General features: G+C 62.4%; 5 protein-coding genes. 4 read left to right on the top strand and 1 reads right to left on the bottom strand.

What is annotated here, in order from left to right; genetic code table 11:
• Positions 1-2,089 (top strand): alginate lyase family protein (locus EN879_RS23080; RefSeq protein WP_127274263.1); only part of this gene is annotated, 2,089 nt, incomplete at its 5' end.
• Between the two features lie 55 nt (positions 2,090-2,144).
• On the opposite strand, the gene EN879_RS23085 is transcribed toward EN879_RS23080, so the two are convergent.
• Positions 2,145-3,299 (bottom strand): dihydrodipicolinate synthase family protein, encoded by a 1,155-nt coding sequence (locus tag EN879_RS23085; RefSeq protein ID WP_063168953.1) that lies wholly within the window; start codon positions 3,297-3,299, stop codon positions 2,145-2,147.
• 239 nt (positions 3,300-3,538) lie between these two features.
• On the opposite strand from EN879_RS23085, the gene EN879_RS23090 reads away from it, so the two are divergent.
• From EN879_RS23090 to EN879_RS23100, 3 genes are all read left to right on the top strand, one after another.
• A complete protein-coding gene (locus tag EN879_RS23090; protein WP_013529706.1) occupies positions 3,539-4,597 on the top strand; it encodes a LacI family DNA-binding transcriptional regulator in 1,059 nt (352 codons plus the stop codon).
• Positions 4,594-4,773 carry a hypothetical protein gene (locus EN879_RS23095; RefSeq protein WP_013529705.1) on the top strand — a complete coding sequence of 60 codons (180 nt, stop codon included), beginning with the start codon at positions 4,594-4,596 and terminating at the stop codon, positions 4,771-4,773. The genes EN879_RS23090 and EN879_RS23095 overlap by 4 nt, the downstream gene beginning before the upstream one ends.
• Positions 4,770-5,427, top strand: a 658-nt coding sequence (locus EN879_RS23100) for a CoA-transferase (RefSeq protein ID WP_281034603.1), incomplete at its 3' end; no start/stop codon positions are given. The genes EN879_RS23095 and EN879_RS23100, both read left to right, overlap by 4 nt.

The raw sequence follows: 5,427 nt of genomic DNA on the forward strand, positions 1-5,427 counted from the left end.
GACTTACACGGCGTCGCCGATCTCGCAGATTGCCGACAGCTTCATGCTCGTCCGGATCATCGGCAATGATCTGGAACCGCGACACCGCAAGGGCCAGTCATTCGACAACGTGCTGTTCATTCTGGACAACGAACCGGTCTTCGACGCCTGCGAAAAATTCTGGATCGTCAATCGAATAGTCGACACCGACGAGGAAGCCCGGATCATCGGCCTGCTCGAAAGCCGCCGCCAGAATTTTCATACAATCCCCTTCGAACTCGATCAGTACCGGAAGATATCCTGGGACGTCGACCAGCTTGTTGCCGGCGACCTCCGATTCTCAGAGAAGGGCCGGGCGAGCGGACAGTCCGCGCGTTACGAAACGCACATCCGCCGCAGCAAGAACCTCTATGTGATGAACAACAATGGGGCTCGCAACGCCGCGCTCGCGATTGCCCGCGACAGGGCAAAATGGCTGATGCCCTGGGACGGGAACTGCTACCTGACAGCCTCTGCGTTCCAGCGGATACGGTCCGCGATCGAGAAAAACCCGCACCTTCCCTACGCTGTGGTGCCCATGGCGCGCATTGTCGACAATGCGCTTCTGCTGGACCAGAGCTTTCAGCCGCCGGCCGAGGAGGAGCCGCAGATCATATTTCGAGCCGATACCACGCAACTGTTCGACGAAAACTATGGTTACGGAAGGCGGCCAAAAATCGAGATGCTGTGGCGGTTGGCAGTTCCTGGCCCCTGGGACCGCTACCGCGACGACGCCTGGGATTTTCCACGCCCGGTCCGGGCGGCGGATGCCGGGCTGCTCCAGAAAGCGGGCTGGGTGGCGCGCCTGGATTCAGGGCGTTCGCATCTGGAGATCGGCAAGGCCGGCTTCGTCGCGCGTCTGGTCAGCCGCGATCAGGCGATCGTCGATATGGTCGATCAATGTGACGCCAAGGCAGTCGCCGCTCGGCTTGATACCTCCCGCCTGGCCTTTTATGACGAAGACGCCCTGGCCAACGCGGTGAAGGACGGGCCCATCCTGCACCATCTCGAAACCGCGGCCGGACAGGCACTCGCCCGCGGTCCGTTCAGCGTGCTCGACAAGACTGGCCTAGCCCCCAGCGGGGATCCCCAGGACTATTTTCACCCTGCGCCTTACTGGTGGCCCGACCCCGACAGACCCGACGGCCTGCCCTATATCCGGCGCGATGGCGAACGCGTGCCCGGCACGGCATTGTATGCAGCAGGAAGCGAAACCTACGATCGCACACGCTTGCAGCGCGTCTTCGACGACACAACCGTGCTTGCGCTCGCCGCAACCGTGCTTGATGGGCATCATTATGCCGTCCACGCCGCCAGGCTCTTTCGCGCATGGTTTATCGATCCCAGGACAAGAATGAACCCGCATTTGCGCTATGCGCAGGTGCGGTCGGGCCACGACAACAATGAAGGGTCCGGCCACGGCATCATCGAGCTGAAGGATTTCTATTTCTTCCTGGATGCCGTACGCCTGCTCGAGCGAACAGGAGTACTGGGCGACGAGGATCGCGAGGCGTTCAGAGCCTGGCTCGGTTCCTACTGCGAATGGCTGGACACCGCGCCGGCAGCCGCGACGGCCTTCTGCAGCAGCAGCAACCAAGGAACATATTACGATTTGCAGCGGGCATCGATCGCCACGTTTCTTGGCGACAGCGCCACCCTGGCCAAGATCAGCCTCTATGCTCGGGAGAGACTAGCAACCCAGATCGCAGCCGATGGCTCCTTGCCCAGGGAACTGTCCCGCACGCGCCCCAGGCACTACGCCATGTTTACCTTGCAAGGCTGGACGTCGCTGGCCCGTGTCCTGTCTTCGGTCGGTGACAATCTCTGGCAACACAAGACAGCCGAGGGGCTGGGACTGGTCCAGGCGCTGCACTGGCTTGTTGCGCACGAGAACAAGCCACACACCATGTCGGCCGAAACTGTCGATCCGGATCGGCTTGGGCCGCTGCTTCTCGACCTGACGCACCATGATCCCGCAGGAATGCCACCTGCCGATCTGGGAAGGGCGACCAAGCCCATTTTTCATCCAGACGAGGCAATCGCGCCTTTTTGGCTGTGGCGGAGACATTAGCGACGCCCGGCATTCCTGGCCTGTTACGTCGATGATGAGAACCACTTTCCGCGCTTCAAACACCCGCGACGGTGCAAAGGCTCTTCATCCTGGTCACCGCCAGTTCCGGATCGGCCAGCAATCCGGCCTGGTCGGCAAGGCGGAACACGTCGGCATAGTGACGGATGCCGCGCGCCGACTGCATACCGCCGACCATCGCAAAATGATCCTGATGGCCGTTCAGCCAGGCCATGAGGACGATGCCGGCTTTGTAATACTCGGTCGGCGCCTCGAAGATCTTTCGCGACAGCGGCACGGTCGGCGCCATCAACGCGTCAAAGCCGGCGCGGTCGCCTTCCGCCAGTTTCGCCAGCGCCGCGTTGGCAACCGGCGCAATCGCGTCGAAAATACCCAGCAATGCGTGCGAGTGCCTTTTCTCGTCGCCGGCGATCAGTTCGGGATAATTGAAATCGTCGCCGGTGAACATGACGACGCCGTCCGGCAGACGGTTCCTCAGCGCGACCTCCTTGCCGGCATCGAGCAGTGAGATTTTTATCCCCTCCACCTTGCCAACGTGGCATTCGATGATGGCAACGACTGTATCGAGAGCGACCTCGAAATTCTCGCTGCCCCAATAGCCCCTGAGCGCCGGATCGAACATGTCGCCCAGCCAGTGCAGGATGACCTTGCCGGAGGACTGTGACAGGATGCGGTCGTAGACCCTGACATAGTCGTCCGGCCCTTTGGCAACTGCCGCCAACGCCCGGCTGGCCATCATGATCGCCTTGCCGCCGAGCCCTTCGATTAAAGCGAACTGCTCTTCATAGGCCTTGATGACGTCATCGATTGTTTTGGCGGCGGCGGGCGCCAGATGGTCGGTGCCGGCGCCCGAGGCGAGATCGGCGCCATCGACCGTGCGCGCCTCGGCGATCGAGCGGCGGATCAATTCCTGCGCGTTTGCCCAGTCGAAGCCCATGCCGCGCTGCGACGTGTCCATCGCTTCGGCGATGCGGAAGCCCAGCCGCCACAGATGGTGACGGAACGCCATCGTCCTCTCCCAGTCGATCACCGGTCTGGACCACGGATCGGTCATGGCGAGCGGATCGGCAACGACGTGCGCGGCGGCATAGGCGATACGCGAAAATCGCGCGCCGATGTCAGGCTGCACGGGCTCGCCGACCAGCGTGTACCGGGTGCTGCCGCCACCCTCACCAGGCAAGGAAATGTCCATCCATCGCTCCCTTCACAACGCTACTAAATGGAACGTTCCAATAAATCAAGGACCTTTAAGATTCGAACTCCCTGCAGGATGAAATGCTGCATTGCAACAGGAAAGCCTTATGAAGCATGCCATTTGAGTACGCACAATCGATGTTCGAGGCGCGGGAAAAATCCCGATTGACTCACGAGCGGAGCAGAGATTAGAACGTTCCAATAGTTTTGGGCCTGCAGTCGGGAGGATGCATCTGGATGGCCAACCGGGCCAAGGCGACGATATTCGACATCGCCCGCGAAGCGGGCGTGTCCAAATCGACGGTATCGCTCGTGCTCCAGGGCAGCGGACTGATCCGGCCCGAAACAGCGAGCAAGGTGCGCAAGGCGATCGAGGATGTCGGTTACGTCTACAACCGCGGCGCCGCCAATCTGCGCAAGGCGCACTCCAACGTCATCGGCATGGTCATCAACGATCTCACCAATCCTTTCTTCGCGGAGCTGGCGGTTGGCATGGAGCGGGTCTTCCAGTCGGCCGGCATCGTGCCGTTCATCGCCAACACGGCGGAAAATCCGGTGCGCCAGGAAGAAGTGCTGAAGTCGCTGATGGAGCAAGGCGTCGCCGGCCTCATCGTGTCGCCGGCTCGCGGCACGACGCCGGGCGCCTTCAGGCGGATCGAGACGGCAGGTCTGCCGGTGGTCTTCGCCATGCGCCGGCTTCCCGAGAGCCGCATTCCGGTCATCGCGCCCGACAATCATCGCGGCGCCTATCTCGCCACCGCTCATCTGATCGGCAAGGGACATCGCCGGCTGGTCTTCTTCGGCGGCTCGTCCGATCTCGTCGTCTATCACGAGCGGCTTGGCGGATTTCGCGAAGCCTGCGAGACGCAGGGCATCTCCGACCGCGACACTCTGGTCGTCGAGGGAGAGACCAGCCGCAGAGGTGGTATCGCATGCCTCGAAACCGCTCTCGCAATGGCTGAACCGCCGACCGCGGCACTCTGCTTCAACGACGCCGTCGCCTTTGGCGCCATGCTGGCGCTGCGCAAGCGCGGGCTTGAGCCGGGAGTTGATTTCGCCATCGTCGGCTTCGACGATGTGGCCGAGGCCGAGCACTACATGCCGGCTCTGACCAGCGTCGCGGTGGACTCGGCGGGCCTCGGCGAACGCGCCGCCCATGTCATGTTGAAAATGATCCAGTCACGCACAACACGGGCCGAAGACCATATCGGCGCGGTCAATCTGGTGGTCAGGGAAAGCTGCGGCCCGGATCGCCGCATTCGAAACAGGGCGGCCGGTTCGGGAGGCGCTGCATGAGCGTCAAATGGAGCTTGATCGGTGCCAGCACGATCGTCAGGCAGTTCATGATCAACGCCATCCGCGCGCAAGGCGAGGACAGCATCTGGTCATCGGCGTCAGTCGAAGCAGCATTGCAAACCGCGAAATCAGGCAAGGCGGTCGCAATCGAGCCTAAGCTCGGGAGTGTGAATTGAGCAAGGTGGTCTCCGCAGCGCAGGCAGCCGGCCTGGTCAAGGACGGCATGGTCGTGTCGGTGTCCTCGTCGAGCGGCCTCGGCTGCCCCGATGCGGTGCTCGCCGCGATCGGCGAACGCTTCGACGCAGAAGGCCATCCGAAGAACATCACCACGCTGCACCCGATCGCAGCCGGCGACATGTATGGCATCAAAGGCATCGACCATCTGGCCAAGCCGGGACTGCTGAAGCGTACCTTGTGCGGCTCCTACCCGTCCGGCCCCTCCTCTTCCGAACCGCCGCAGATCTGGAAGATGATCGGCGACAATTCGGTCGCCGCCTACAACGTGCCGTCCGGCATCCTGTTCGATATGCACCGCGAAGCCGCGGCCAAGCGGCCGGGCGTGCTGACCAAAGTCGGTCTCGACACCTTCGCCGACCCGCGCCACCAGGGCTGCGCCATGAACGCCGCCGCCAGCGAGCCGATCGTTTCGGTGCAGCAGTTCGACGGCGAGGAATGGCTCTATTTCCGCTCTATCGTGCCGCAGGTGTCGATCATCCGCGCCACGTCGGCCGACGAGCGCGGCAACCTCACCTACGAGCATGAGGGCGCCTATCTCGGCGGACTGGAACAGGCGCTCGCCGCCCGCAACAATGGCGGCATCGTCATCGCGC

It is taken from the genome of Mesorhizobium sp. M7A.F.Ca.AU.002.02.1.1 (assembly GCF_003998535.1).
GTDB lineage: Bacteria > Pseudomonadota > Alphaproteobacteria > Rhizobiales > Rhizobiaceae > Mesorhizobium > Mesorhizobium ciceri.

Coding starts and splice junctions, on each gene's coding strand:
- EN879_RS23095 (WP_013529705.1), top strand. CDS start 4,594: ATGAGCGTCAAATGGAGCTTGATCGGTGCCAGCACGATCGTCAGGCAG.
- EN879_RS23090 (WP_013529706.1), top strand. CDS start 3,539: ATGGCCAACCGGGCCAAGGCGACGATATTCGACATCGCCCGCGAAGCG.
- EN879_RS23085 (WP_063168953.1), bottom strand. CDS start 3,299: ATGGACATTTCCTTGCCTGGTGAGGGTGGCGGCAGCACCCGGTACACG.